The organism is Paraburkholderia suaedae (assembly GCF_040812055.1).
Lineage (GTDB): Bacteria > Pseudomonadota > Gammaproteobacteria > Burkholderiales > Burkholderiaceae > Paraburkholderia.
This window is the reverse complement of sequence record NZ_JBFOAH010000015.1, coordinates 1-23,258: the sequence shown is the minus strand read 5'-3', so window position 1 is coordinate 23,258 and position 23,258 is coordinate 1. Positions and strand designations below refer to the sequence as shown.

At 61.7% G+C, this 23,258-nt stretch carries 23 protein-coding genes and 1 pseudogene; 14 read left to right on the top strand and 10 right to left on the bottom strand.

Annotation, left to right across the window (positions count from 1 at the left end; genetic code table 11):
• Positions 1-38: 38 nt before the first annotated feature.
• Both ABQJ48_RS20350 and ABQJ48_RS20345 read left to right on the top strand, forming a co-directional pair.
• Positions 39-560 (top strand): hypothetical protein, encoded by a 522-nt coding sequence (locus ABQJ48_RS20350; RefSeq protein WP_367839800.1) that lies wholly within the window; start codon positions 39-41, stop codon positions 558-560.
• Positions 561-741: 181 nt separating this feature from the next.
• Positions 742-1,053, top strand: coding sequence for a YybH family protein (locus ABQJ48_RS20345; RefSeq protein WP_367839799.1), 312 nt, complete (start codon positions 742-744; stop codon positions 1,051-1,053).
• 308 nt (positions 1,054-1,361) lie between these two features.
• Here ABQJ48_RS20345 and ABQJ48_RS20340 read toward each other — a convergent pair whose 3' ends face one another.
• Both ABQJ48_RS20340 and ABQJ48_RS20335 read right to left on the bottom strand, forming a co-directional pair.
• On the bottom strand, positions 1,362-1,985 hold the full coding sequence (locus ABQJ48_RS20340; RefSeq protein ID WP_367839798.1) for a hypothetical protein: 624 nt from the start codon (positions 1,983-1,985) through the stop codon (positions 1,362-1,364).
• A gap of 458 nt (positions 1,986-2,443) precedes the next feature.
• A complete protein-coding gene (locus tag ABQJ48_RS20335; protein ID WP_367839797.1) occupies positions 2,444-2,860 on the bottom strand; it encodes a hypothetical protein in 417 nt (138 codons plus the stop codon).
• Positions 2,861-3,555: 695 nt separating this feature from the next.
• On the opposite strand from ABQJ48_RS20335, the gene ABQJ48_RS20330 reads away from it, so the two are divergent.
• From ABQJ48_RS20330 to ABQJ48_RS20315, 4 genes are all read left to right on the top strand, one after another.
• Entirely contained in the window at positions 3,556-3,888 is a 333-nt protein-coding gene (locus ABQJ48_RS20330; protein ID WP_367839796.1) for a DUF2322 family protein, read from the top strand.
• A 280-nt stretch (positions 3,889-4,168) separates the two neighbouring features.
• The gene (locus ABQJ48_RS20325) at positions 4,169-4,459 is read left to right on the top strand and encodes a hypothetical protein (protein ID WP_367839795.1); all 291 of its coding nucleotides are present in this window, start codon (positions 4,169-4,171) and stop codon (positions 4,457-4,459) included.
• A 350-nt stretch (positions 4,460-4,809) separates the two neighbouring features.
• A complete protein-coding gene (locus ABQJ48_RS20320) occupies positions 4,810-5,037 on the top strand; it encodes a hypothetical protein (RefSeq protein WP_367839794.1) in 228 nt (75 codons plus the stop codon).
• Positions 5,038-5,351: 314 nt separating this feature from the next.
• Positions 5,352-6,218, top strand: a complete 867-nt coding sequence (locus ABQJ48_RS20315) for a sterol desaturase family protein (RefSeq protein ID WP_367839793.1) — start codon at positions 5,352-5,354, stop codon at positions 6,216-6,218.
• A gap of 52 nt (positions 6,219-6,270) precedes the next feature.
• Here the strand turns inward: ABQJ48_RS20315 and ABQJ48_RS20310 are convergent, their stop codons facing one another.
• From ABQJ48_RS20310 to ABQJ48_RS20300, 3 genes are all read right to left on the bottom strand, one after another.
• A complete protein-coding gene (locus ABQJ48_RS20310; protein ID WP_367839792.1) occupies positions 6,271-7,437 on the bottom strand; it encodes an MFS transporter in 1,167 nt (388 codons plus the stop codon).
• On the bottom strand, positions 7,434-8,228 hold the full coding sequence (locus ABQJ48_RS20305; protein WP_367839791.1) for a DeoR/GlpR family DNA-binding transcription regulator: 795 nt from the start codon (positions 8,226-8,228) through the stop codon (positions 7,434-7,436). Before ABQJ48_RS20305 ends, ABQJ48_RS20310 begins: the two co-directional genes overlap by 4 nt.
• Before the next feature lie 364 nt (positions 8,229-8,592).
• A complete protein-coding gene (locus ABQJ48_RS20300; RefSeq protein ID WP_367839790.1) occupies positions 8,593-9,267 on the bottom strand; it encodes an O-methyltransferase in 675 nt (224 codons plus the stop codon).
• Positions 9,268-9,692: 425 nt separating this feature from the next.
• Between ABQJ48_RS20300 and ABQJ48_RS20295 the strand changes: the two genes are divergently transcribed.
• Positions 9,693-11,054 (top strand): PQQ-dependent sugar dehydrogenase, encoded by a 1,362-nt coding sequence (locus tag ABQJ48_RS20295; protein ID WP_473094165.1) that lies wholly within the window; start codon positions 9,693-9,695, stop codon positions 11,052-11,054.
• A 441-nt stretch (positions 11,055-11,495) separates the two neighbouring features.
• Positions 11,496-12,239, top strand: coding sequence for a hypothetical protein (locus tag ABQJ48_RS20290; protein WP_367839787.1), 744 nt, complete (start codon positions 11,496-11,498; stop codon positions 12,237-12,239).
• Positions 12,240-12,401: 162 nt separating this feature from the next.
• Here ABQJ48_RS20290 and ABQJ48_RS20285 read toward each other — a convergent pair whose 3' ends face one another.
• From ABQJ48_RS20285 to ABQJ48_RS20275, 3 genes are all read right to left on the bottom strand, one after another.
• Entirely contained in the window at positions 12,402-12,668 is a 267-nt protein-coding gene (locus ABQJ48_RS20285; RefSeq protein WP_367839921.1) for a BON domain-containing protein, read from the bottom strand.
• A gap of 300 nt (positions 12,669-12,968) precedes the next feature.
• Positions 12,969-13,739 carry a bestrophin-like domain gene (locus tag ABQJ48_RS20280; protein ID WP_367839786.1) on the bottom strand — a complete coding sequence of 257 codons (771 nt, stop codon included), beginning with the start codon at positions 13,737-13,739 and terminating at the stop codon, positions 12,969-12,971.
• A gap of 122 nt (positions 13,740-13,861) precedes the next feature.
• Complete coding sequence (locus ABQJ48_RS20275) at positions 13,862-14,503, bottom strand: DsbA family oxidoreductase (RefSeq protein WP_367839785.1); 642 nt, start codon at positions 14,501-14,503, stop codon at positions 13,862-13,864.
• A gap of 235 nt (positions 14,504-14,738) precedes the next feature.
• On the opposite strand from ABQJ48_RS20275, the gene ABQJ48_RS20270 reads away from it, so the two are divergent.
• From ABQJ48_RS20270 to ABQJ48_RS20250, 5 genes are all read left to right on the top strand, one after another.
• Positions 14,739-15,488, top strand: a complete 750-nt coding sequence (locus tag ABQJ48_RS20270; protein WP_367839784.1) for a 2OG-Fe(II) oxygenase — start codon at positions 14,739-14,741, stop codon at positions 15,486-15,488.
• Between the two features lie 209 nt (positions 15,489-15,697).
• Positions 15,698-16,600, top strand: coding sequence for a LysR family transcriptional regulator (locus ABQJ48_RS20265; protein ID WP_367839783.1), 903 nt, complete (start codon positions 15,698-15,700; stop codon positions 16,598-16,600).
• 150 nt (positions 16,601-16,750) lie between these two features.
• A complete protein-coding gene (locus ABQJ48_RS20260) occupies positions 16,751-18,703 on the top strand; it encodes an aconitase family protein (protein ID WP_367839782.1) in 1,953 nt (650 codons plus the stop codon).
• A gap of 320 nt (positions 18,704-19,023) precedes the next feature.
• Positions 19,024-20,430, top strand: coding sequence for an MFS transporter (locus ABQJ48_RS20255; protein WP_367839781.1), 1,407 nt, complete (start codon positions 19,024-19,026; stop codon positions 20,428-20,430).
• 636 nt (positions 20,431-21,066) lie between these two features.
• Entirely contained in the window at positions 21,067-21,468 is a 402-nt protein-coding gene (locus tag ABQJ48_RS20250; RefSeq protein WP_367839780.1) for a hypothetical protein, read from the top strand.
• On the opposite strand, the gene ABQJ48_RS20245 is transcribed toward ABQJ48_RS20250, so the two are convergent.
• Positions 21,433-21,735, bottom strand: coding sequence for a DUF2442 domain-containing protein (locus ABQJ48_RS20245; protein WP_367839779.1), 303 nt, complete (start codon positions 21,733-21,735; stop codon positions 21,433-21,435). The two genes, ABQJ48_RS20250 and ABQJ48_RS20245, sit on opposite strands and share 36 nt — an antisense overlap.
• Positions 21,736-21,758: 23 nt before the next feature.
• Between ABQJ48_RS20245 and ABQJ48_RS20240 the strand changes: the two are divergent.
• Positions 21,759-21,893: pseudogene (locus ABQJ48_RS20240) on the top strand (IS6 family transposase); the annotation flags it as partial.
• A gap of 576 nt (positions 21,894-22,469) precedes the next feature.
• On the opposite strand, the gene ABQJ48_RS20235 reads toward ABQJ48_RS20240, so the two are convergent.
• Positions 22,470-23,258 (bottom strand): diguanylate cyclase domain-containing protein (locus ABQJ48_RS20235; RefSeq protein WP_367839778.1); only part of this gene is annotated, 789 nt, incomplete at its 5' end.

Genomic DNA, 23,258 nt, shown 5'->3' with positions numbered 1-23,258 from the left:
ACGAGTCAAGCGCCCGACAACATCTTGCAGGAGGTAGCATGTCCCCGGAAGTTCTCTTTCAATTGCAACTGGTATTGGGGTATGTCGCGTGGCTGCTGTGCTTTCGCACATACGTATGGCCGCGGCTCAAATCGATGGACCCATTCGATGTGCAACGCGCCATTGCCACTTTGCACAGTTTCCGTTTCTTCGGCCTGGTCTTCATCCTGCCGGGCATCGTCAGTCCAAATCTACCCGCCAGGTTCGCCGTGTTCGCCGCATACGGCGACCTGGCAACGGGAATTTTGGCGATGCTGGCGCTACTCACCGCGCGAATCCGTCCACTTTTCTGGTTGTTCGTCGTAGCGTTCCATCTCGTGGGCGCAACGGATCTCCTCGTCGACTACTACCACGCTATCGAGTCGGACCTTCCTGCGCGCGCGGGAGAGCTCGGCGCTCTGTATGCGATTCCGATCATCTACGTGCCTGCGCTGATGATCACGCATGTTGCCGGCTGCTATCTGCTGCTTCGCCGACAGCGCAGGGCCGCGAGCAGCTATCTATCGTTCGATAAGCCGTGAGCGCGGTGATTATCCGGCGCCAGCGATCCTAGCCGCGATCGCAATCTGACTCAGGAGGATACACAGTGATGACACTCGACAATCCGATCACGCAGGTCCTCAACGCTTACAAAGCTGGGGTATTCGCAAAAGACGTCGACGCGTTCGTCTCACTGTATGACGCCGAGGTACTGATCTACGAATGTGGGGTGTATGGTCGTACAACGGCATTGCGGTCTGGCGCGAAATGGTGGCGGGCTGGTTTGGTTCGCCAGGTACGGACCGCGTTGTCGTGGAGTTTAGCGACGCGCAAACGATCGTGACGGAAGACCTCGCAGTTGTTCACGCCTTCGCGACATACAGGGCTGTCAATACGGATGGCGTTGAGCTGCGCTCGCTGGACAATCGCCTCACTGCGACGCTCAGGCGAAAGGGCGACGGGTGGAAGATCGTCCACCAGCATACGTCTGCTCCGGTCGACCACGCCACAGCGAAGGTTGTCTTCAAGCGTTGAAAGAAACGTGCTGCAAGGGCGGCGCCGGCCGAAACCACGGCGTACGCATTGCCCCGGCGAGCTTCGCGATTCCCATGTTCAAGCCGGGACAATTGGCCAACAGCCGACGCGGATACGGCAGAATTATTGAACCCACGGGTGTCTGCACAGCAGGTGTGAAGGTGCGCATCACTCGCCAGCGTATGGTCGGAAGAATCGCCCGACACAGTGGTGCGAACATAGCAGCCGGAGTAACGCCCGGCCGCCCGTGGCATTGCCTTATTACTCGAGAAACCGGCCGGCGTCTCGCGCGCCGGCTGCGCAGCATTTCATGCGCTTAATGGTTGATTGAACGACTGCGGGTGCGCTGGCCGACCCAACGAGGCGTCCGTTTGTGGATCGACCGACGCGTTACGCTTTTCTTCGGCCGCTTTGATGAAGTCCGAGAGTTCGCGTGCCATGGACGAATCTTTCGCCCCCGGCTTCCACGTCGCGGCGCCGTGCCGGCGACGCGTAACCCGAGCCAGATCCAACGCAAACCTCGCTGCCTTCGCACATTCGTATTCAACCTGGCCGCAAAACTCGATCGGCTCGCCGAACTCCCTGAACGCTTCCACGTATTCGCGGGCGGAGTGCACCGTCGCGGGGTACTCGCGGAGATCCGAAATAGCTCTGCGGTTGAGCACGCGCCACTGCAGCTTGTCCGGATAGGCAAATGGGGGAATGGATACGCCTTTGCTGGCTTCGCGGCCGAGGGGGCCGGCCGGCGCTGCGGCCGCCCAGGCGGCCTTGTGCATCATCGTCCGGCAGGTTCGCGCATAGCTTTCGAGCGATAACGCGAGTTCCAACGCAGTATCGCGTCGCTGACGCCTGCGCTCCCTCGCGTCCCGTGCCGAAATCCACAGGAGCGTGATCACAGAGCCGATGGCCGCTGACGCGAGCGCCAAAACCATCGGAGTGTTCCAGCTGAGAGGCTGGAGATATTTAAGCCATTCATGCCACATACGAAGCGCCTCGAAAAGGAGGTGCGTAGAGTATAAGCAATCGCTTGCGCGAAATAGTCAGCGCAAAAAACCGCAGATGCATTTTTGCGACAAGCGCTTCGACCAAGCGAAGCGCACCTTGACAGATCAGGGCGAACCGTGGCCTTGCGCGGCCCGGCACGCCGGTAGAGCGCGTACCATTTCGCGGGCGTCGCTGCGAAGGCGGACAGGGGCGCTGGCGCCCATTTGGGGTCGGGGTGCGTCCCGCGTGGCCGACCACGGCACTTCGAGTTCGGTCGTTTGAGGACCGGTGGGCGCGGCCAAGCAGGGCGGTTGTCAGTCGGGGCTAAGTGACAGTTCAGAAAGCGCTTGCCAGCTGTTCGACGCTTGGGAAACGGGATGGCTAAGCGCCACGACTGCGTTCCACTTTAGCCAGGATCGAGTTCGCGCCCGCGGCCGCGGCCGAGCTCCCCGCGAACGGGCATATCTTGTTTGCCGGACAGCATGCAATCAATGAAGGTGTGAGCGCGGTTTTCAGCATATTTAAGCGCTTCACGCTCGGACAGGAACTCCAGACGTTCGGGAAAACTGGCAATTTCCTGCTCAGGATTCACAAGCGAACTGATGACCCAGCAGACTTTGTATCGACGTCCACCCCCATTGAAACACAATGTCGTAGCGCGATCGATTTGAACATGGATGCGATATCCACGGTACGAAGCATACGTCTGGAAAGACATTGACGCCTCCTCATTCACTCCTGCCCGCATCGGCAGAAAAGTGACGCGCAACCGCCGTGCCGCAGCCGGATCGCTCAGGGAAAGTACGTGGTTCAGACGGGACACGCATTGCGCGAGATCGCAACGCGCGCTCATCTCATTGAAGAATGGAGATCCGTCAACAAGCGACAACGGCGCAGGTGTCGATATGCCAGGTCATAGCCGACGGCGGCGGATCCTTGCGCGAGTCGCAAGCGCTCTTGGCCCGACACATCCTGATTCGGCAAAAAAAGCCGCAGCGATGCTGCGGCCGACAAACACACACGCCAACCGTTGGGGACGCTGACGTGTTTCATCATGCTATCCAACGTTGTTCTCAATGAAAAGCGGGGCCTCCTGTATGACGATTTGCGTCTGCCCGCCAAGGCTTGCCGGCTCTGCCTCTGCCCGTACGCCCTTGCCCGGATGGTCGCATAAAAACCACACCTGGCCGCTCATCGACCTTGATGTTCTTGCCAACGACGCAGCGTCCCTCGCCCAAGACGAAGAACAGTTCACGCGGTAGCGCTCAAAGCGGCGACCGGGGAGTGCATTTCTGGAGCGTGGTCATTGGCGTCTTTGTCGACTTCATGGCTGACGCCAATCGCGTTCTTACGGCTGCGTTTAGATAACTCGAGCAGCGTTCGCTTCGCAGAGGATCCCCCTCTTTCTGCCGTGCGACGTGCGGGCGAGTGCGCCGCGTCGCCGCGGACGCCGCTGTCCATACATCGGATAAGATACGGGCCGCCATGCAAATCTCAGAACAGAAGGAGCGATTCTCAATGATTCAACCGAGCAACGTATTCAAGGAAAATCTCGCCCAGATGCCCTCCATCGACGGTATAGCGCGTATCGATCTGGTGGATGGCAGCGGCGGAGTGATCGCGAGTATCGAGAACAAGCCGGGCAAGCAGGGCTCGCTCAGCGTTTACAACTATCTGCGCGAGACATTCGGCTCGCTGGACGCGAGCGCCGCCAAGCACGGCCTCGCGTTGTTCGCCGAACACACAGCCGACGCGCGCAATCGTCCCGGCGCGCATCCCAATGTCGACCTACTGCTCGCGGTGGCGGCGGGCGACGACGCATTGCGCGTCGAAGTGATTCCGGTTGCTTGAGTCGAGGCGTTCCGCCCGGGGTTAACTGCAATTGTTCGTGGACTGCGCGAGCATTGCCGTCGTTGGCGGATTTCCCCGCAGCCAGGCGGATCGGCCGCTCGCCTGTGAACCCGGGGGTCGACCCGGACGACTTGCGGGCTTGCCGGGCGGCGCATTCATCAGGAGAAAGCCGCGGAGTGCATAACGCTTCGGATTGACTCGAAAATCGGCTTCTGTTCGACAGATTGAAAACTCCCGGTGCGGAGCAGACTGACATCGTCCAATCCCCCAAGGAACCGCGATGTCTTACCGCCACGACAAAAATCGTCTGTTCGAAACCGGCTTGCCGGAGATCGTCACTTCCGACCTGGACCGCTCATCGTCGGGCGCGGGCGCCGGCCACATGCAGGAGCTCCAACGCGCATCGGAAAGGGTATTGCAGCTGGCAACCCAGACGCATGCAGCGGTCGCGCGCAACGACGCGGCCGGCGCGCAAGCGGTGCGCGCATCGCTCGATAAGCAGCTGATGCACACCACCCGGATAATCGAGCAGCTTCTGTTCGGCGCCTCCGGCCAACATACGACGCACTGAGCGGCCAACCCGCCAGACGTACCGATCGCAACCTCGAGATTCCGACAACCGAAATGAGCGCTTTGACGATAATTCTCTGCATCTGGGCGACGCTCGCCGTGTGCGCCGTGCTTTTTATCCGTGGCGCCAATCCGCGCGTCGAGCGTCCGACGAAATCGCCGCAAAGCCGTCGGTCGCGCTATACGATCGCGAAGTAACGGCAGTCGGGCGGCAGTCGGGGTCAAGACTTGCGCCCGCCGGGTTAGTCATCCGACGCGCGCCGCCCTCCTGCGAGCCGCCGGGGGTAACATGAGGTGCGGCCAGCACTCGCGCTGGCTTGCATCGACGATGCCTTCGCCGGAGGTTTTCGCATGGACACTCACTCGATTCTCGGCATGATGCATGCCGAAGAGGCTTTGCTGGTTTCCATCTTGCGGTCGCTGCCTGCCGCCGTCCAACGCACCATCGCCAACGATTTCCACGAGCAGGTCGAACTCGCCGAAACGTCGCATCTGGACCCGACGACTGATCGCGAAGTGAGCGACGCGTTCAAGGCGCATATGAGACGCCTGTCGAACATGCTGGCCTCGTTGTCTTGACGCTCGACCGCTTCATTCAAGTCTGTGCAACGTTCTGTAGCGCGCGTCCTGCCCCCGCGCGTCGGCAAAATCGCCTTGGTGTGTGCGATCAGTTCGGTGTGCGCGGCCTGGCTGGTGAGTCACGAACGCGCCATCTGCGCTCGCCTGATCCGTCGCAAATCGGCTTGCGCGCCGCCCACGGGGCTGCGAAGATCGCATTAACGCGCCTGCTCGTCAGCCGACGCCTGGTCGCCCGGCGCTTTTGCGCCAGGTTGAGCGCAACGCTGTGCAGCCCAGGGCCGGCGGCGCGGTGCAACGCATCACCGGGGAATCAGATGTTTGCGTCAAGTCCGCTTGCCGGCCTGCTGCACCACGCGAGTCTTTGGCTGCAGGCGTATGCGCTCGTGCTGGCGACGATGGCCGCCGGTGCGACGCTGGAACGCCGCTGGCCGGCCGCGCTGCTGCAATCGCGCCCGGCGCAGCGTCTGAACATCGCCTATGCCGCTTTGTATCTGGCGCTGGTGGAAGCGGCCAAGCCGCTCACGGCGGCAGCCAGCGTGGCCATCGTGAACGCGCTCGGCGGCGGCATGGTCGTGCTGGTATCACACGGATGGGGCGCGCTCGCGTCGTTCGTGATCGTGCTGCTCACCATCGACCTGCTCGAATACGCGTTTCACCGTTTGCAGCACACATGGCCGGTGCTATGGAAGCTGCATTCGCTGCACCATAGCGCGGTCGACCTGAATGTCACCGTGACGCTGCGGCATCACTGGTTCGAAGTACTGATCAAGGGCTGTCTGCTTTATCCGCTGGTGGGCGTGCTGTTCAAGGTCGAGCCATGGATCGTCGGGCTCACCTCCTTCGTCTTCATGTTCGGCAATGACTTCGCGCATCTGAATCTGCGCGTGGACCTGGGCCGCTACGTCACGTGGGTCAACAATCCGCAATATCACCGCGTGCATCATTCGGTTCGCGGCGAACATGTCGGCCACAACTTCGCGCAACTGCTGCCGCTTTGGGACCACCTGTTCGGCACGCTGTGGGTACCCGCAAAGCACGAATGGCCGGCCACAGGGCTGGTCGATGGGGCTGAGCCGCGCTCGCTGCTCGGCGCAATCAGCTGGCCGCTCGATCTGCATGCGGGACGCGCGGTGACGCTCGTTCGCGAGCGGGCAGCGTTGCTCGACAAAGAGACGAAATAAAGCCGCTTGCCGCGCGCCGGCACCGGTTGGTGCCGCGACAGGCGCACCTGTCCTACGCGAGCCGCGCGCTGCGCACCGCCTTGCCCCCGAGCACGCACACAATCAGCGCCGCCATCACGAGCACACACAGCGCAACCCGCAAGCCGAGCAGACCCGCGCCGAGACCGATCAACGGCGGCCCGACCAGGAACCCGGCATAGCCCGCCGTAGCCGCCATCGACACGCCCATAGCCGGCGCGACGGTCGAGCGGCCCGCTGCACTGAAAATCACCGGGACGATATTCGCGAGGCCGACGCCGACCATCGCAAAGCCCACGCAGGCGGTGAGCACGGTTGGCAGGCCGAGCACCAGCGCGAGCCCTGTGAGGGCGACGAGACCGCCCAGCGCAACCACCCGGCTCGAGCCGAAGCGGCGCACGGACACATCGCCGACGATACGGCACGCCGCCATCGAGAAAGCGAACGCGGAATACCCGATCGCAGCGACACTGGCCTCCTGGTTCAACGTGGAGCGCAAGTACACCGCGCTCCAGTCGGCCACCGCGCCCTCCACCAGCATGCAGAGGAACGCGAGCAGTGCGAGTTTCATCACGGCGCCGCTCGGCCACGCAAAGGCGCTCGACGCACCAGCCATGCGCGGGCCGAGATCGCGTAATGCCAGCACCGCAGCGCAGATGATAAGGACTACGATGAAGGCGGCAGGCACCAGCAATCCGCCGCGCACACCCATGCCGCTTTTGACCAGCATCGCGCCGGTGGCGGCGCCCAGCAGTCCGCCCGCACTCCAGGCCGCGTGGAACGATGACATGATCGGCGCGCGCCACTGCGTTTCGATCGTGCTCGCGTGGCCGTTCATCGACACGTCCAGCGCGCCGTTGGCTGCGCCGAGCGCGAGCAGCACGATGCAAAGCGTGATCAGGTTGGGCGCCAACGCGGGCAGCGGCAGTGTGACGGCGAACGCCGCGCCGAGCAAGGCGGTCGCGCGGCCGCTGCCGAAGCGCGGCGCGAGTTGTCCCGCGAGCGGCATCGCGACGATCGCGCCCAGCGCAAAGGCGAACAGCGCGAGGCCGAGCGAGGTGTCGCTGAGCGCCAGGCTTTCCTTGATGCGCGGCACTTCGACCGCCCATGCGCCGATCCCGAAGCCGTTCGCGAGAAATACGCCGACGGTCGCAATGCGCTCGTTGAGCGGCCTGGTGTGTGAAGCGGCGGGCGAACTCATGAGCGCGCCACCATCACGTTGTCGCAGACCGCTTGCAGACTCGCGAGCCGCTCGGCCGGCACATCGGCTTCGACGAACAGATAATCGACCGACGATGCCGGCGCAACCGCGAAAGGCGCGGCGGTCATCAACTTTTCCGACGTCAGCGCGATCGCGATCTGCCCGCTTGCTTTAACCATGGCCCGTTTGAGTTCGGCGTCTTCCGCGTCGAAGGCCGCGACGCCTTCATCGGGGTCGAACGCACATGCGCCCAGGAAGCATAGGTCGGCGCGGATTTGCTGCACTTGCAAGAGGGCGGTGGCGCCAAGCGAGCCCGCCGCGCCCCGCGAGAGGCGCCCGCCGATCAGAATCACTTCGAAGCCCGGCCGACTCAGCAAGCGCGTGCATGCGTCGGGCGAACTGGTTACGACGGTCAGATCCGCGTTGTCGGGCAGCGCGGCCGCGATCGACGCGTTGGTCGAACCGGCGTCCAGCAGAACGACCTGCTTCGGACGGACGATCGACGCCGCCGCGGCCGCGAGGCACGCCTTGCGATCCATGGCTTCGCTCATGCGGACCGCCGCGGGCTTGTCGGCGGGCGAAATCAGCAGAGCGCCGCCGTACACGCGCTTGCAGTGCCCTTGTTCAGCCAGATCGCGCAGATGGCGGCGCACTGTGTGCTCGGAGGTCTGGAATTCGGCGGCCAGCGCCGCCGCCAGCACGCGCCCGTGCAGGCGCAGCCGCTCCAGAATTAACTGTTCGCGCTGCTCCGGCAGCAGGCCGTGGAGCGCGTCGTCTCGAGTTCGCTGCATGGGGTCACCTTGTCGTTGGTCATAATCTAGCATAAACGAGCATAAGGTATCGTAAACGAGCATATAGCGCAAGGTTGCGGCGTCCGATTCGAATATCGTTGAGAGGGCTCATCGGCGCGGTGGTCCCGCGGTGGACCATTACGCCGGATAGCGTTTAGCCAGTTACATGCTTCGGCCGTCATGGATAAGCGAGCTGGCCGGAGATACCGGTGCGCGAGGTATGACAGGTACGATGCCGTTCGTAGCGGCAACGCTTCCCAGGTGGATAGGACTCCGTATTGATTTCGCAGAAATGCGTGTCCTCTATCGGCTCTAATGCCGGGGTCTTTTCGCAGGTTGCAGACGAGGCGCGTTCAGTCGACCCTTAGCGTTGGCCCGACACGATCGACATCGAAAATCCATCCCATCCTTTCACGCCGACCGTTTGCACGGCGGTCGAGTCGAGCTGCGGATTCGTCGCAAGCAGTCTGAAATACTCGTGTAAGCCTGTTACGTCGGGATCGGTGCTATGCAGATCCGCAATCCGGCCGCCGCGAATCACGTTATCGCCAACGATCAACGTGCCCGGCAGGCTCAATTGCAGCGACAGGCGCAGATACTCGGGATAGCTTTTCTTGTCGGCGTCGAGAAAAATCATCTCGAAGGGTTCGACGCCGTCGGTGACGAACTTCTCGAGTGTTTGCGCGGCGGCGCCGATCACGATGGAGACGGCGCCCGACAAACCGGCTCGCTCGACATTGGCCCGCGCCACCGCCGCGTTGTCGGCATTTACTTCGAGCGAGATCAGGCGGCCGCCTGACGGCAGCGCGCGTGCCAGCCAGATCGTGCTGTAGCCGCCCAGTGTGCCGACTTCGAGAATGCGGCGAGCGCCGCGCAGCTTCGCCAGCAGGTGCAGCAGCTTGCCCTGGTTCGGCGCCACGTGGATGGGTGGCAGGCCTGCTGCGGTACTGGAGGCCAGCGCTGCATCGAGCACGGGATCGGGCGTTAGCAGCCGGCTCGTCAGAAATTCATCCATTGCGTCCCATTGTTCCTGAGTCATCGTCTCACCCTGTTTCGCACCGGTTTGGAGGTTCTTTTTTGCTTGTAGCAGAAAAGCGCAATGAGTACCGTTGCACAGCGCATGCCCGTATGCAACATTTGCTCAGTCGATGGGACAGAAATTGCGCGCTGCTCCGAGAAATCGCGTGGCGTCAAAAGCTGAGGAATAGACTGGTCGTTACGAGGTCAACTGCTATTCTTGTTGGACTGCGATATACGCGTTTCCGGGCGGTGTCCCGCGCGTCGTCGGCGGCCGTTCCGCGCTTACGCCGAAGGGGAGGATATATGGAACTTTCAACTTTCCCTATTCCCGCGCAACCCGCATGCGGTGCGGGCAGGTGCCCCGCGGTTCGGGAACGGGAGCATAAGTTGTCGCGCTATTTTGGGGACTGCTTGCGTCAAAGCGGCCCGATTGCGGCGCTGGCAATGTTGCTGACCTTACTATCCCTGACGAACCTGGCGCACGCAGACCCTCCACGCCCAACGACCGTACCGAGCGCCGTTGCTGTCGGGCAGACGGTTACGTGCCAGCCCACTTCCACGACCAGGCCGCAGCCGACTCTCCCAAAGGGATTTACCGAACAGATTTTTTACCGAGGTTGTCTCAATCAGCCGACGGCAATCAGTTTTGACGGAACGAAAAGCGCTCTGGTCGCCGAAAAGGGAGGCAGGGTTTGGGACTGCGATTTATCGCAACCTGCCTGTACGTTGATTGCCGACCTCACCAATGAAGTTTGCAATAACTCAGACCGCGGGCTTCTCGGACTTGCAGTCGATCCTCAAAACGATCGCAATATCTACGTGCTTTACACGACGCCGCCTGTTGCAGGTCCATGTAGCGGCAACGTCGTTACCCACGGCCAACTTTCTCTTTTGACCAGGACGGGGAAAGGAACGAGCGAAACAAAAATCCTGCCGACCCAACAATCAGCTAGCCAGACATGGTGCTTCTTCTATCAGTCTCACAGCATCGGCGACCTGGCTTTCGGCGCCGATAACAGAACGCTCTATGTCAGCGCAGGCGACGGCGCAAGCTTCGATCAGGTGGACTACGGGCAACTTGACAGCGCTTGCGGCGATGGCACGAATTTGCCGCAGGGCGCGTTTCGCAGCCAGCGCGTACAACCTTACAGTGATGGGGTTATTCTCCGGATAACGAACCCGGCCACCACAACCCAACGCATTGATGTTGTTGCAGAGGGCCTGCGCAATCCTTTCCGCTTCGCCCGTGTGCCCGGCATGACGGATGACCTCTATATCGGCAATGTGGGATGGAACACCTGGGAGGCGATCGACCATATGAGCGTCGCCGGCCAGAACTTTGGCTGGCCGTGCTACGAAGGATGGGACCCGAACAACAACTTCCGTGAGGCTCCCGAGCCTGACTACCAGCGCACTGGCTACTGTGGAAGTGTCGGAGGGGTCACTGCGCCGTTCTTTGCGTACGCGCACCAGAGCTACGTTACGCCCGAGGACAGCAGAGGAAGGACCTGCGGCGGCAAGCCCTCGCAAGGAGGAGCGGACAGCAACGGCAGTGTGATCTCCGCGATCGGGTTCACTGACGACACCAGCGCGACTTATCCTGGCCCATTCAAGAAGGCCTTGTACTTTGGCGATCTCCTGCGGCAATGCATCTGGACAGTGCAGCCCGGGAAGAAAGTACCTGTGCCTCAGACATTTGCAAGAGGCCTCGAGGGAGGACCGGTGGACCTTAAAACCGGGCCGGACGGGGACCTTTTTTATGTAGACATCGTTACGAGCACGGTGAGGCGAATCTCGCACAAGTAGCAGGGGAACCGGGAACCACTTTTTCCGAGCCATTCTCAGCGGCGTCGAGAGCGGGCCGCGCACCCGAGCATCGGCCTTCGCGCCGTGAGTCGATAACGTGCAGGGCCTGCTCGCTGGAACCGCTTGCCGCGTGTGATGCCTCCGGGCAAGCCTCGCAGCCTCGCAACGGTGCTGCCGAGCTCACCACTGCGGCTGTCCCTTCACTGCGACACTCATGCCGCATACTCAGAACCCGACAATGCGCCACACCACGCATTTCGTAGAAAAAATAATGCCCGCTGCAAAGGAATGTGCTAGAAACTAATAATTGCACGGGGCACAACAAAAGCCGTACTGGCCAGCGAGCAAACGATCTTGGGCTTACAAAATTCTTAATCGGCCGCGAGGTGGATCATGAGAATAAAAACGCTGTTAGGGTGCGGCGCGACGACGGTTGCGTCGATGCTAACGCTCCAGTGCGGTCTCGCATGGGCCGATGGCCCCGAAGCCGCGTATGCCGGGGATGAGGCGCCGGCCGGGTCACTGAGTCCGGAGGAGTATCAGGTCAATGCCGACGGCATGAAAGAAGACCCGAACGGCAAGATGTCGGACGTGGCCCGCGCGTATCGCAACGGCTATATCAATCGCGGCAAGGAAGATCAGGCGGGCTACGACGCCATGATCGACTCGCACAACCATGGCCAGCGCCACCCGACGAATACCCAGGTCGCCCGCGTCGATGTGCCGCCGCTGCCGGCCGGCGTCCCCGAAGACGACAACGCCAGGTACACGACCATCCCCCCGCAACCTCGCCAGTACGCGCAGCGCCAGCCAGCGCAAGCGCGTCAGGTGCCGCAACCGCCGCCGCAGCAGGTTCATTATCGGCAGGCTTATCAGGAGCCGCAGTACGCGCCGGCCATGCCAATGCCGTATCAGCCGATGCCCGAATATGCCCAGGCGCAGCCGCAGCCGATGTATGCCGAAAGTCAGCCGGTCTATGTGCGGCAGGACTACGCGCCGCCGCCCGTCCAGTACATTCCGGTGTACGCACAACAGCAATACGAAGAGATGCCCGTGGTGGAAACGGTCGTTCAGCCGGTTGCGCCGCCTGTCGCCTATCAGATGTATCGGCCGCCGGTTTATTGGGGCGCGCCGCGCGTGTACGCGTACCGGGCTCCAGTGATGAGCTACCGCGTCTGGCGCTGACAGATTGCCGGTTCGGAGTACTAAAGACACGGCGCTGTCACGCAAGGCGCCGGCTGGAAAACATGCAGAAAGAATCTGCGGGTTTTGAATAAGCCCGACAGCATCGCCTTGGGTGAGCGATGCCGCCGGGTTATGGATCGAACCGGTGGAGGCGCGAGAGGTTCAAGCGCGGCTGGTGTGCCTATTGTGCACTGTCAGCCTGTTCGATACAGACCTCACTCCGCGAACCGACCTTGCGGCATTTCCCGCCCGCTCGATCTGCGAGCGCTGAGGCACGCGGCCGGTTAGCGTTACGACGCCGTGGCGCGCCTTCACGTGAATTGCCGACGAATTCAGCCCCGTTGTACGTGTGAAGGCCCGGCGAACATCACGAACAATCTGGCTGTCCGATCTCGGTCGAGATGACGATGATGGGGACGCCGTCTGCATCGGCGAGCTTTGCGTCGGCGCACCGTTGCCCGTGCTACCGGTGGTCTGCGCATCCGCGCAGGTTGCACAAATTGCCATGGCCACGGCGGCCATGGCGCCGATCATTGTTCTCGCGCGGTTTTTCTTCACTATTCCTCCTTTGCCGGATTTGCGGGCTTTGCCTTTAAGCTGCGGGGTGCCTGGCGGCGAGGCAACGAAACATGAGGCCGCCTCGAGAAGCGTAGTTGATCGCTGGTGTGATTATATGCCGCGATGACGGCATCAAGGCGGTTGGTGCCTCGCTCAGGTGTCCGTTGTATGTCACTTCCCGGCAGGGTGTCCGAGCGATTGCAGAAGCCGCGCCAGATTCTGCGGCTGAACGTGGATGATCCCGCCACGTGGACTGTCGATGTCCGCTATGAGCGCGAGCGACAGCGAGAGGGTCAAGGGCAGGATAAGCAAGCCCCGGCGCAGTCTTCCCTTGGCACCGTAACCCTGAACCGTGCAGGCGAGCAGGCCGATCACGATCATCAGTACCCAGCTGCCGATGGGAATGCGGTTGATGCGGGCGGCCTCGGAGTAGTCCTGAGAATTGAGTACATCGTTCATGCCGCTGGTGACGAGGGCGGCGATGGGCGTCGGCTGGTTTTTCGCCACCTGAGTTGCCAACTGCCACAAGTCGGCTTGCACTCGAGTCGTCTCGCCGCCGATCCGCGCAAGTTCATCGTGGTCTCGCGTGTCATAGTCGGCCAGTCTCAACTGTGCATAGTGGATCAAGGCCGCCTTCATCCGCGTACCGATAGCCGCGTCAGTCAGATCGGCTCGCGCATATTGCGTGCCGATGGCATTTGCTTCGTTTTCCTCAAGAGTTTTACGCTGATCGTAGCGGTTCACCGCCATCGAAAGACTGAAGCCGATTAGCAGAGCCAGCAGGGTCAACGTCGACGTTTGCACCACGCTGAAGTCGTCGCGCTCTTCTTCGGGCAGCGGCGAGCGCTGGCGGAGAACGAATGCGCCCAGCGCCATGACGGCGGTGAGAAGCACGAGAAGCAGGATAAACAGGATGGCGGGGTGGTCGACGATTGCTGCCATGCGATGCCTCCATTGACAGACTTATGCTCACGCAGCGCTGTGGGCTCATGGCTAACACGGCGCATGGAAAGCGTCCGCCGCCCGGTCGCCGAAGGCACACGCAAGACCGCCGCCATCACGTGCTATTGCTCGCCCAGCACCTGCTCGATGACCTTGACGAATTGCTCCACCGGTTGCCCTCCGGTCACGAGGTACTTGCGATTGAAGATGATAGCGGGTACCGAATCGATACCCATCTCCTGATTGTGCTGTTCTTGCGCGCGCACTTCGTCGGCGTACAGGCCGCTCTTTAGCACGTTGCGCGCCTCGGTGGCGTCGAGTCCCACGGATTGCGCCGCGTCGACCAGCACATCGTGATTGCTCGGGTCTTTGCCATCGGAATGATAGGCCCGCAGCAGCGCTAGCTTGAGCGGCAACTGCATGCCTTGAATGCCGGCCCAGTGCAGCAGACGGTGCGCGTCGAATGTGTTGTAGACACGCGTGCGCGGCCCGAAGTCGAAGCCGACACTCGCGCCGCGTTCGCGGATCATGGCCTGCGTCTCGGCGATCTGCGCGGGCGTACGGCCGTACTTCTTGCGCAAATAGTCGACAATGGCTTCGCCGTCCGAGCCCATCTGCGGATTCAACTCGAACGGATGTACGGTGATGTGGGCATCTACGTTGCCGGCAACTCGCGCTAGCGCGAGCTGTAGGGAAGACAGGCCGATAGCGCACCACGGGCACGCGATATCGGACACAAAATCGATGGTGAGGGCCTGTTTCATTGCTGTCCTTACGGGAATGTCATATTGCGCGACCCGCGTGCGACGGGCGCAGCTCAGGCCGACAGCGTAGCCTGAATCCGCAACTCCTGCAGGATCGCATGTTTCTTGCTAATCAGGTGCACACACCCGCGAATTGAACCGCAAGACCCGGAGTGTTGTGTTTGCGCCGCGCCCGTACACTGGTTCGATCAACCCTATTCCAGGAACCGGCTGCGAGCGCAGCCGAGACGTAACTATGAGTTCATCTTTGGAGAAGACGACCGTCGCCGGCGTGGCCCGCACAATCGCCCAACGAATCGATGCGCTGGACTGGCCGGGCATCGAGCAGGAGCTGGACCGGTACGGCTGCGCCGCCGTGCCCCAACTCCTGACGCCGCCCGAGTGCGACGCGCTCTCGGCGCTCTATTCACGCGACGATGTGTTTCGCAGCCGGATCGCCATGGCGCGTCATGGCTTTGGGCGCGGCGAATACAAGTACTTCGACTATCCGCTGCCGGACATGATCGGTCAATTGCGCACGGCGATGTACCCGCATCTGGTGCCGGTGGCAAACCGATGGAATGTAGCGATGGGCATCGACGTGCGCTACCCCGCGAAGCATGCGGACTTCGTCGAGCGTTGTCACGACGCCGGACAGGTCCGTCCGACACCGCTGATCCTGCAATACGGCGAGGGCGATTACAACTGCCTGCACCAAGACCTCTACGGCGAGCACGTGTTTCCGCTTCAGGTCGCCATTTTGCTGTCGGAGCCGGGGCGGGATTTCACGGGCGGCGAGTTCGTCATGACGGAGCAGCGTCCGCGCATGCAGTCGCGCGCCGAGGTGGTGCCGCTCGCAAAGGGCGATGCCGTTGTGTTCACGGTCAACAGCCGGCCGGTGCAGGGCACGCGAGGCCCGTATCGTGTCAAGCTGCGGCACGGCGTGAGCCGCTTGCGCTCGGGACAACGGTATACGCTGGGTGTCATCTTCCATGACGCGCTGTAGCCGGCTCTAGTGCGATGATGCTGAGCGCGCGTGATGCGGAAATAGACGTGTCACGACGTGAGCAATTGCGGCTCCATCGTCCGGGTCGCTCGATGTCAGCGCAGCGGCATGCGCCGCATGGACGGCATATCATTCGCGGGCCACCGCCGCTGGCTTTGGCAAATTGCGCAACCCGCGCCACAATCGGTAACCGAGCGCCGACCGACACCATGGAAAACCTTCTCAAGAAGCTCGACCTCACTTCGCTGCGTCTGTTCGTCGCCGTTTGCCAGGAGCGCAACATCGCGCGCGCGGCCGAGCGCGAGTTCATCGCGACGTCCGCCGTGAGCCGGCGCATCGCCGACATCGAGGCGACGATCGGCTTGCCGGTGATCCAGCGCCAGTCGCGCGGCATCACGGTGACGCCGGTCGGCGAGACGGTATTGCGCTATGCGCTAGCCATCATCGGCAACATCGAACAGATGAGCGCGGAGTTGTCGCGCTTTTCGTCGGGGGCTAAAGGGCGCGTGCGAGTGGTCGCGAATCTGTCGTCCATCGTGCAGTTTCTGCCCGAAGATGTGGCCGCGTTCGGGCGCGCGTTCCCCGAGGTGTCGATCGAACTCGAAGAGGAAAACAGCGCCGACGTGCTGCGTATCGTCGGCGAGCACGGCGCGGACTTCGGCATCTGCAACCCGGTCGCTGGCAGCGAAGCGTTCGAGCAGGTGCCCTATCGGCAAGACCGGCTCGCGGTGCTGGTGCCGGGCGGCCATCGGCTCGCGGGCGCGTCGCGCGTGGCGTTCGGCGAATTGCTCGGAGACCGCTTTGTCGGATTGCGCAGCGAAAGCGCGCTTACGCGTTTGCTCGCGCAGGAGGCGGGCAGCGCGGGGCGGCAGCTTGACGTGAGCATGCGCGTCAGCAGCCTCGACGCGCTGTGCCGAATGGTGCACGTCGGGCTCGGCATCGCGATCGTGCCCGAGCAGGTCGGGTTGCTGTACGTCAATGCGCTCGACGTGCGACTGCTGTCCCTCATCGATGCCTGGTCCGTGCGCCGCCTCATCCTGATCTTCAAGGCGCGCGAGCAGTTGAGCGCGAGCGCGGCGGCGCTGGTCGGATTTCTCGGCAATCAGCCGTAGCGCGCGCGAGGCGGCGCGCATCGCAAGGATTGCAACCGATCGCAACGCCACGCTTGCGAGCACTCGCCAAACGAGACGGCAGGGTTGCCGCACCGGCACTTCGGCGTCGGCCTTGCGCGCCGTATAGTGAGCGCGAAGGAGGATGCACCGATGAGCGACACGATTCGTCTGCACGGCCGCGTGCTGTATCTGGCCCGGGACCCCGCGGTGATCGACGCGCAACTCGCGGGCCGCGATGTCACGCGTGCCACGGCCGGCGCGCTGCGCGATGACGTTTCCACCGACGAGATCACGCCGGTCACCGTCATGCTCACCTACGATGAACGCCTCGGTCAGTATCCGTATGTCGGCTTCAAGACGGGCGAGCGCATGCCGATCGGCCGCAATGCGGTGAAAGACGGCGGCTTTCAGGTGACGGTGGCGGGCAAGCGCTACGGCAAGGGGTCGTCGCGCGAATCGAGTCCGCTGGCGGAGCTCTCGGCGGGCATTCGGCTGATCGTTGCGGAGAGCTTCGAGCGGATCTATCAGCAGAACTGCGACAACATCGGCATTCTCACCACTACGGATTTCCGCGTGCTCGATCGTCTGATCGCGGGCGAAGCCCTGCCGATCGACGAGTTTCTGAAAGGCCGTGACGCGCTCACGCAGCAGATCATTCGCAGCGGCGGCCTGCTGGCGTACAGCCGGTTCGCGGCCTGGCCCCTGCCGCGTGTGCGCGATCATGCGGACGATGGCGGACAAGCCGTCGAGCCAAAGACGTTGGTCGAAAAGATCATCGAGCGCCACCTGCACCCCGAAAACGCGCACGCGCAGCGCGGCGACGGCGTGTTCATCGCCGCCGACTGGCGCTTTAGCCACGACTACTTCACCGGCATGTGCGCGCATCTGATGCATCGCGCGTTTGGTAAGCCCGCGCCGCTGCATGCGCCGGATCACATCATCGCGTTTCAGGATCATCTGGTGCTCGCGCCGCAAAGCATTCCGCACGTGCGCGACGGTTTGTTGCCGGGCGTCGCGAATCTGATGGAAGGCCACACGTCGTTCTCACGCGATTATCCGGTGCGCGCGCATGGCGCGCTCGACACGATGCCGGGTTCCGAAGGGATCTGTCACGCGCTGATGGCCGAGCAGTACGTATTGCCCGGCGAGGTCGCGTGCGGCACCGATTCCCATACGCCGCATTCCGGCGCACTCGGCTGCCTCGCGTTCGGTGCGGGCGCGACCGAGATCGCCAATAGCTGGGTCACGGGCTACGTGCGTTGCAAGGTGCCGCAGACGTTGCGGGTCGAGATCGACGGTCGCTTGCGGGACGGCGTGACCGCGAAGGACGTGGTGCTGCATTTGCTGCAGATCGACGCGATCCGCTCTGGCGGCGCGATCGGCCTCGTATTCGAATACGGGGGCGCGGCGGTGCGCGCGATGTCGATCGACGAGCGCGCGACTTTGACCAACATGGTCGCCGAGCTGGGTGGCTTCACCGGCATCGTGGAGCCGGACGAGCGCACGGTGGCGTTTCTGAAGGAGCGGCGCGGCGTCGATTTCGCGCTGGAAAGCTGGATGAAGAGCGACCCAGGCGCGGCTTATCACGACACCATCCGTATCGACGCCGGCACGATCGAACCGATGCTCGCGCGTCCGGGTGACCCCGGCAACGGCGTGCCCGCACAGCAACTGAACCAGGACGTGGCGATCGATATCGCGTACGGCGGCTCGTGCACGGCGGGCAAGCGCGAGGACTTCGATTTCTATCACGAAGTACTGCGTTGGGGTGTCGAGCAAGGCATGCAGGTGCCCGAGGGCACCCGTCTTTTCCTGCAATTCGGCACAATGGCGGTGCGCGCATATTGCGAGGCGCAAGGGTATATGCCGGTCTTCGAGCGTGCGGGCGCGACCCTCGTCATGCCGGGTTGCGGGTCGTGCGCTAACTGCGGGCCGGGTCAATCGGCCGACGCAAGCGAGGTGACGATCAGCGCGATCAACCGTAACTTTCCAGGCCGCTCGGGGCCGGGCAACGTCTGGCTCGCGAGTCCATACACGGTGGCGGCGAGCGCGTTGGCGGGAAAAATCACCACTTTCGAACAATTAAAGGGTGCGCGCGGCTAGAATGCTGGCCGGACGTGGGGCTGGCTTGGGAGCGGCATACGGTTGCATGGGATGAGAGTAAGCGCTAAAGCGCTAACTCTCATCGACATAGGAGACAAGCACGATGGCATCGCCAGATCACGCAGGCTCGGTCGCGCGCGGCGGCCGCACGTTGTTTCCGGGAATTCAAGCTTTGTTATTTCATATGTGAAATACGGTGCTATGCTGCACGCACTTCTAAAAGAAAGTCTAAGAAGAGCGGCAGTGATTCCACGAACTCAATAGCAGTTCACAAGCCGTGAATGGCGTCGGACATCCGACTATCTGGAAGCTGATCATTTATGAGCACAACAAATTTAGATCCAAGCACCTGCATCGTCGATGCAGGTGCAATTTCGGCACGGTTAGATAGATTGCCGCCTACCCGGACCATTTGGAAGTTAGTTATCCTCTTGAGTCTGGGATTTTTCTTTGAACTCTACGACCTGCTGTACACCGGTTACGTGGCGCCGGGGTTGGTTAAGAGTGGCGTCCTAACAGCCACGACTCACGGCCTTTTCGGTACCACCGGAATCGCGAGCTTTATCGCCGCATTGTTTGCGGGTTTGTTCGTTGGCACCATCGCGTGCGGATTCCTCGCTGACAAGTTCGGACGGCGCTCAGTCTTTACCTATTCGTTGCTTTGGTACGTCGCAGCAAACGTCATTATGGCGTTTCAGCAATCAGCTACCGGGCTGAATTTCTGGCGCTTCGTTGCAGGAGTTGGCATCGGCGTGGAACTGGTGACGATCGGCACATACATCTCCGAACTGGTGCCCAAGGATATTCGCGGACGCGCGTTTGCGTGCGAGCAGGCAGTCGGATTTACAGCAGTGCCGGTGGTGGCATTTTTGTCTTACCTGCTCGTGCCGCGTACATTCCTCGGCCTCGACGGCTGGCGCTGGGTCGTGTTGATCGGCGCGCACGGTGCAGTCTTTGTCTGGTGGATTCGTCGAGCATTGCCGGAAAGCCCGCGTTGGCTCGCACAGCAGGGACGTCTGGCAGAAGCGGATCGCGTGATGACCGAACTTGAAGCGAAAGTGCGCAGCGAATACGGCCGCGAGCTGCCGCCGCCCGCGCCGCCGGTGCCGGTTGCGCCGCGCGGCAGCTTCCGCGATATGTGGGTGCCGCCGTACCGCATCCGCACGGTGATGATGACCCTCTTCAACATCTTCCAGACGGTGGGCTTCTACGGATTCGCGAACTGGGTACCTACATTGCTCATCAAGCAGGGCATCACGATTACGACGAGCCTGATGTACTCGAGCGTGATCGCCTTGGCTGCGCCAGTAGGTCCGGTTATTGGGCTTTTCATCGGCGACCGCTTCGAGCGCAAGACGGTGATCGTGGTGATGGCTGCCGTGAATATTGTCTGCGGGCTGTGGTTCAGCCAGGCATCGGGCGCGGTGCTGCTGGTGAGCCTCGGGGTGTGTCTGACGCTTGCCGGCAATATCATTTCCTACAGCTTCCATGCCTACCAAACCGAACTCTTTCCAACCAGCATTCGCGCGCGCGCGGTGGGTTTCGTCTATTCGTGGAGCCGGTTTTCGGCTATTTTCACGGCCTTTCTGATTGCTGCCGTGTTGAAGCAATTCGGCACGACCGGCGTGTTCGTGTTCATCGCAGGCGCGATGCTGATCGTCATGCTGGCAATCGGGTTGATGGGCCCGCGTACGAAGGGTATTGAGCTGGAAAAAATATCCCAGTAACTTGGAGAGACGAGGCTGTGAGAAGGCCGCTTACAGCGGCCGTAATAACCGCTCCTCAGTGATTGACAGCGCAGTCCCCGCGAAACAATTGAACTACACCCAGTTCATACCATCGCCGATCATGGTCGATGAAAAAACCAACAGAAATCGTTGGAGGTGGTGCTACCTGGCTGGACCATCAACATAGCGAGCTCAGCCCGCGGGCTTAGCACGGCCCTGCGAATGGCTGGAACCTTTAAAGATGGTGTGACCAAGCAGCGTTTGCTTGGGTGCTTATATTGACGCACAACAAAGTCTGCACCAATCGATAACGACGCGTTAACACACAACATAGTCTGCTCCAACGGTAAAATACGTGATGCGGTGCAGCATTCGTCAGGGAAAGTGCTATCAGAGCGCCTGATGCTTCCAGCATAAGAACACAACGCCGGGTGCGTCGGCCGGGAGTGCCTTTTACATCTGGCGTAAACTTGGCTCTGGACGGGCTGAAGAGGGCGCCGGTGAAAGTCCTGCGGCGTTGGCCCGCAGGTCCGGTTCGTATCATTCGTTCCTGGTTTCCGCGTTCGAGCCTGATAAGGGCGGTTGAACATATCGCCCACGTCCTGCAAACCACCACCTCGTGTATTGGGAGGCGAAATGACGAAGGTACCTGACGACTTTCCGCGTGATGTCGCGCCAGCCGCGCTCGCCGGGGCACAGCCGAAGCTGGCGGCGCGCATGATCGACGGGCAGTTTGTCGTCGGACTGACCGAAGAAGAGCGGTTGGACCGATGGAAGATGTGTGAGGACCTGGCACTGCAACTGATGGTGCCCGCCCGGAAGGACGCCGCAAAGTACCCGCAGAAGACTCACGATGTGGTGCTTGGGCGCATCGGGGACGCTATCGTGTGCAAGGACTGGTGCAGTGCAGTCGAAATGAACTGGATCATTGCCCGGTTGCGCGAACTGCTCGATGGTGATCCCTCATCGGCTACCGGGCGTGTGTCGAAAGCCGGCTCAGATTCACCGGACATTTTCATCCATCTGGCCGCGAAGTAATCCGGCGACACTGATGTCTTCGTCGAGGGCGTCCCAATGCAGACCCGCGCCTGAGGCGGAGATGCGGAATCCGTCGCGTTGTCCAGGCGTTGCCGCGGCCAGTCGCGGGAAACACCGTAGTGGAATTTTGAGCCTGCGGCCGTCGCCAAGTACGACGGTGAAGCTGATTTCGTCAAACAGCAGGTCTGTTGCGAACGGTGTCATCACGATACCTTCTGCAGTTTCGTCGGTAGTGTCGCAGTAAAGCTCTGCGGCAAGGTTCGCCACTCCATATTGTTGACGGGCGCGCAATGGCAAAAACGAAGAAGACACTGCCTCCACGCATCGGCACGGTGCTCAAACGCCTGCACTACCCCGTGAATGTGATGTTGTTGTGCGTGCGGTGGGACGTGGCCTACTCACTGAGTCTGCGCAATCTCGAAGAATGAAATGAACGCGTCCCGCCCGTGAGCGTGGGAGCAAAGGAAGGTGGATCCTCACGGGCCAACGGCATCGATGTGCCCACGCGGAAAATATGAGTTTTCCCAGGCCTGCCACCCGTCTGCGTGGACTCGCAGGTGCCTTTCATCATCTGGCAGTGGAGCGTGGTCATCATGCCATTGCAACTCCCACGGTGTGGCACACGTCAACGTCGAAGCCGCGTCGAATTCGTAAGCTGTCTGGAGATTCCCCGTCGAGCAAAGCACGGCCACCATGCAGACCACTCAGGTGCCATCGGAAACGATATCTGAATGCATATTTCGCTTATATATTAGACTGCGGGCCGGCATCGTTCATTGATTCTGCGCATCGGAAGCGCTGGCGTCGACGTACGGACCGGCGATGTCATCCAGGTCAGTGGGTGAAATCGACGCACTGCAGTCAGTCGAGGAACTGCGGCGAATATCCGCTTTACAGTGCGGATTCAACGGACGTCCCCGCCTCGTCGTCTGGTCGTTCGTTGAGCGTTGCGGCGCAAAGCTGGCCGGTCCGGTTCAGCCGGCATGACACGGGCGTCGATCTCAACCCGGCATGCCGGCCGGTGAAGCGTGAAGCTCGTGCACGACAATACGCGCCTTGCCCGCGACTTTGGCGCGATACATTGCAGCACCAGCCGCGCGTAACAGGGCTTCGCTACTCAATGACGCGGCCTGGTCGCGCGGTAGCATGCCGATACTGGCCGATAAGCGGACGACCTTCGCCCCGAACGTTATGGGCTGGCTCAGGGTCAGCAGGATCGCACGTGCAATTCTCTCCAGTGCAGCACGATCGATTGCAGGGCCGGTCAGCAGCACCGTGAACTCATCCCCGGCATGCCGCGCAACCAGATCCCCGCCACGTACGCAGCGGCTGATCCGGCGCGCAGTTTCAACCAGTACTTCGTCGCCGCACTGATGCCCGTATGTATCGTTCACGGCCTTGAAGCCGTCCAGGTCGATAAACATGATGGCAGCCACACTGTCGCCGCCTGCTGCGCATGCCTGATCCAGCCTCTCGAGGAACGAGCGTCTGTTCGGCAGGCCGGTCAGCGCGTCGTGGAACGCCTGATGCCGCAGACGATCGAGCAACGCCGTTCGCTCGGTCACATCGTGCACCAGCAGGTAGTACCCATCAGCCGACTGATCGTGCACGCGACGCGGCACCAGCACACCACGCAGGACACGTTGGGTCCCGTTTAGCGTCGCTCGAACCTCGTACTCGACCCTTTCGCCGTTGAGCACGCGTTGGACGTACGGCTCGATGGCAGCAAAAAAGTCAGCGTCGAGAACCTCCTGGGTGAGCCGTCCCACGATCTCCTCCGGGTCCAACCC

Bases quoted from the DNA above. Each gene is read 5' to 3' on its own strand.
- ABQJ48_RS20350 (WP_367839800.1), top strand. From the start codon at position 39: ATGTCCCCGGAAGTTCTCTTTCAATTGCAACTGGTATTGGGGTATGTC.
- ABQJ48_RS20345 (WP_367839799.1), top strand. From the start codon at position 742: ATGTGGGGTGTATGGTCGTACAACGGCATTGCGGTCTGGCGCGAAATG.
- ABQJ48_RS20340 (WP_367839798.1), bottom strand. From the start codon at position 1,985: ATGGTTTTGGCGCTCGCGTCAGCGGCCATCGGCTCTGTGATCACGCTC.
- ABQJ48_RS20330 (WP_367839796.1), top strand. From the start codon at position 3,556: ATGATTCAACCGAGCAACGTATTCAAGGAAAATCTCGCCCAGATGCCC.
- ABQJ48_RS20325 (WP_367839795.1), top strand. From the start codon at position 4,169: ATGTCTTACCGCCACGACAAAAATCGTCTGTTCGAAACCGGCTTGCCG.
- ABQJ48_RS20320 (WP_367839794.1), top strand. From the start codon at position 4,810: ATGGACACTCACTCGATTCTCGGCATGATGCATGCCGAAGAGGCTTTG.
- ABQJ48_RS20315 (WP_367839793.1), top strand. From the start codon at position 5,352: ATGTTTGCGTCAAGTCCGCTTGCCGGCCTGCTGCACCACGCGAGTCTT.
- ABQJ48_RS20310 (WP_367839792.1), bottom strand. From the start codon at position 7,437: ATGAGTTCGCCCGCCGCTTCACACACCAGGCCGCTCAACGAGCGCATT.
- ABQJ48_RS20305 (WP_367839791.1), bottom strand. From the start codon at position 8,228: ATGCAGCGAACTCGAGACGACGCGCTCCACGGCCTGCTGCCGGAGCAG.
- ABQJ48_RS20300 (WP_367839790.1), bottom strand. From the start codon at position 9,267: ATGACTCAGGAACAATGGGACGCAATGGATGAATTTCTGACGAGCCGG.
- ABQJ48_RS20295 (WP_473094165.1), top strand. From the start codon at position 9,693: ATGTTGCTGACCTTACTATCCCTGACGAACCTGGCGCACGCAGACCCT.
- ABQJ48_RS20290 (WP_367839787.1), top strand. From the start codon at position 11,496: ATGCTAACGCTCCAGTGCGGTCTCGCATGGGCCGATGGCCCCGAAGCC.
- ABQJ48_RS20285 (WP_367839921.1), bottom strand. From the start codon at position 12,668: ATGCAGACGGCGTCCCCATCATCGTCATCTCGACCGAGATCGGACAGC.
- ABQJ48_RS20280 (WP_367839786.1), bottom strand. From the start codon at position 13,739: ATGGCAGCAATCGTCGACCACCCCGCCATCCTGTTTATCCTGCTTCTC.
- ABQJ48_RS20275 (WP_367839785.1), bottom strand. From the start codon at position 14,503: ATGAAACAGGCCCTCACCATCGATTTTGTGTCCGATATCGCGTGCCCG.
- ABQJ48_RS20270 (WP_367839784.1), top strand. From the start codon at position 14,739: ATGAGTTCATCTTTGGAGAAGACGACCGTCGCCGGCGTGGCCCGCACA.
- ABQJ48_RS20265 (WP_367839783.1), top strand. From the start codon at position 15,698: ATGGAAAACCTTCTCAAGAAGCTCGACCTCACTTCGCTGCGTCTGTTC.
- ABQJ48_RS20260 (WP_367839782.1), top strand. From the start codon at position 16,751: ATGAGCGACACGATTCGTCTGCACGGCCGCGTGCTGTATCTGGCCCGG.
- ABQJ48_RS20255 (WP_367839781.1), top strand. From the start codon at position 19,024: ATGAGCACAACAAATTTAGATCCAAGCACCTGCATCGTCGATGCAGGT.
- ABQJ48_RS20250 (WP_367839780.1), top strand. From the start codon at position 21,067: ATGACGAAGGTACCTGACGACTTTCCGCGTGATGTCGCGCCAGCCGCG.